This is a genomic window from Streptomyces sp. UH6 (genome assembly GCF_013421635.1).
Lineage (GTDB): Bacteria > Actinomycetota > Actinomycetes > Streptomycetales > Streptomycetaceae > Streptomyces > Streptomyces abyssomicinicus.
In genome coordinates this window covers 1-2,496 of record NZ_JACADT010000849.1, presented here as the reverse complement: position 1 = coordinate 2,496, position 2,496 = coordinate 1, and the positions used below count along the sequence as shown (strand labels likewise).

The following is a 2,496-nucleotide window of genomic DNA, read 5'->3' as shown; positions in this document are numbered from 1 at the left end:
TGCCCGAGGACCGGCTGCACCGGCCGCGCGCCCGCGCGGTGCTGACGGCCGACCAGGCGCTCACCTCGCCGCCGGGCCGCCGCCAGTTCCTGCGGGGCCGGGCCGAGGACGGGCGGGTCACCCCGGTGGGCGGCCCCGGCTCCCACCTGATCGGCGCGCTGGCGCAGGCGAACGCGCTGATCGTGGTCCCCGAGGACGTCACCTCCGTGGAGCCCGGCACGGACGTCGAGGTGGTCCTGCTCGGCTGACGGGCGGATCCTGGCGGTACCGTGTCGCGCATCGCCGTCCACGGAGCACGGCGTGACAGCCTGAACGACTAAGGACGCCTTCCGCATGGGTACGCAGGATCGACTGACCCACATCGACGAGGCGGGCGCCGCCCGCATGGTCGACGTCTCCGGGAAGGACGTGACCGCCCGCACCGCCAGGGCGAGCGGCCGTGTCCTGGTCCACCCGCGCGTGGTGGAACTGCTGCGTGGTGAGGGCGTGCCCAAGGGCGACGCCCTCGCCACCGCGCGGATCGCCGGGATCATGGGCGCGAAGAAGACGCCCGAACTGATCCCGCTCTGCCATCCGCTGGCCCTCTCCGGGGTGAAGCTCGACCTGGCCGTCGCCGACGACGCCGTGGAGATCACCGCCACGGTGCGGACCACGGACCGCACCGGGGTGGAGATGGAGGCGCTCACCGCGGTGACCGTCGCCGCGCTCACCGTGGTGGACATGGTGAAGGCGGTCGACAAGGGCGCCGTCATCAGCGACGTCCGGGTGGAGGAGAAGACCGGGGGCAAGTCCGGCGACTGGAGCCGGGCGTGAGCGGCGGACGGCCCTACCGGGGGCTGGTCGTCACGGCCTCCAACCGTGCCGCGGCCGGGGTCTACGAGGACCGCGGCGGCCCGCTGCTGGCGGCGGGCCTGGAGCGGCTGGGCTTCAGCGTGGACGGGCCCGTGGTGGTCCCCGACGGCGATCCGGTGGAGGCCGCGCTGCGGGACGCCGTGGCGGCCGGTTACGACGTAATCCTCACCACCGGCGGCACCGGCATCTCGCCCACCGACCGCACCCCGGAGGCCACCCGCAGGGTCGTCGGCCACGAGGTCCCCGGCATCCCCGAGGCGATCCGCGCCCACGGACGCGGGAAGGTGCCCACCGCGGCGCTCTCCCGGGGCATCGCGGGCGTCGCCGGGTCCACGCTGATCGTCAACCTCCCCGGCTCCACCGGAGGGGTGAAGGACGGTCTCGCCGTCCTGGAGAGCCTGCTGACGCACGCCGTGGACCAGCTCCGCGGCGGCGACCACGCGACGCCGGGAGGTCCGTCCGGCGGGCCGTCGTCCGGGGCACCGTCGTCCGGGGCGCCGTCGTTCGGGGGTGCGAGCTGAACGGCCTGGTCTGGCCGGTGGAACTGGCGCACGGGGACGTCCGGCTGAGGCCGATGCGGATGCGCGACCAGGCGGCCTGGCGCGAGGTGAACCGGCGCAACCGCGACTGGCTGCGCCGGTGGGAGGCGACCATCCCGCCGCCGCTGCCGGGCGGCCCCGTCACCCACCGGCCCACCTACCGCCAGATGGTCCGTCACCTGCGGACCGAGGCGCGGGCCGGGCGGATGATGCCCTGGGTCGTCGAGTACCGGGGGCGGCTGGCCGGGCAGATCACGGTCGGCAGCATCACCTGGGGCTCCATGTGCTCCGGCAACATCGGCTACTGGGTGGACGAGGCGGTGGCCGGCCGCGGGGTGATGCCGACGGCGGTCGCGCTCGCGGTGGACCACAGCTTCCGGGCCGTGGGTCTTCACCGCCTGGAGGTCTGCATTCGCCCGGAGAACGGGCCCAGCCGGCGCGTGGTGGAGAAACTCGGATTCCGCGAGGAAGGGCTGCGGCCCCGCTATCTCCACATCGACGGCGACTGGCGCGACCACCTGGTCTACGCGCTGACCGCGGAAGAGGTCCCGGAAGGGATGATGACCCGTCTGTCCAGGCTGAGCGGCCGGAGGTCGTGAGCGCGCCGCCCGAGGTGACGCTTTCCCCGGTAATTGAATAAGTGTTCGAATTCTTGTCCGGGCTGATCACGTTTGGGTGCAGGAATTCACGCTTCCGGCGGGCTGTGATCACATCGGTCGCGTAAAAGGCTCGAAATATCAGCCAGATCGTGCGACACACCGCGCGAATAGGCAGATGGCCTCACCCAAACCGCTCTACCGTGTGACTGTGAGCAGCAGCGGCCTCATCTACGCAGTCATTGTCGGGGCCTGGGCCGCCTACTTGGTGCCGATGTGGCTCCGTAGGCAGGACGAGCTGAACGAGGCCCGTCCGACGGAACGCTTCAGCACCGCCATCCGGCTGCTGTCCGGAAGGGCGGGGATGGAGCGCCGTTACGCCAAGGACCTCGCGCGCTCCGCCGACGAGGCGGAGCCCGCGGCCGACAGGGTGGACCCGGACGCCGTGACCGACTCGGTCGACGTCCGGGCCTTCGCCGTACCCCCGGACGACCCGCCCCCCGCCCCGC

At 72.8% G+C, this 2,496-nt stretch carries 3 protein-coding genes and 2 pseudogenes; all 5 read left to right on the top strand.

The window, feature by feature from the left end:
- Positions 1-248: pseudogene (locus HW445_RS26670) on the top strand (molybdopterin molybdenumtransferase MoeA); the annotation flags it as partial.
- An 85-nt stretch (positions 249-333) separates the two neighbouring features.
- Positions 334-813 (top strand): cyclic pyranopterin monophosphate synthase MoaC, encoded by a 480-nt coding sequence (gene moaC, locus HW445_RS26665; protein ID WP_180223435.1) that lies wholly within the window; start codon positions 334-336, stop codon positions 811-813.
- Positions 810-1,373, top strand: a complete 564-nt coding sequence (locus HW445_RS26660; RefSeq protein ID WP_180223434.1) for a molybdenum cofactor biosynthesis protein B — start codon at positions 810-812, stop codon at positions 1,371-1,373. Before moaC ends, HW445_RS26660 begins: the two co-directional genes overlap by 4 nt.
- A 17-nt stretch (positions 1,374-1,390) precedes the next feature.
- A complete protein-coding gene (locus tag HW445_RS26655; RefSeq protein ID WP_308799964.1) occupies positions 1,391-1,990 on the top strand; it encodes a GNAT family protein in 600 nt (199 codons plus the stop codon).
- Positions 1,991-2,198: 208 nt separating this feature from the next.
- Positions 2,199-2,496 (top strand): annotated as a pseudogene (locus tag HW445_RS26650) (hypothetical protein); the annotation flags it as partial.

Bases quoted from the DNA above. Each gene is read 5' to 3' on its own strand.
- moaC (WP_180223435.1), top strand. From the start codon at position 334: ATGGGTACGCAGGATCGACTGACCCACATCGACGAGGCGGGCGCCGCC.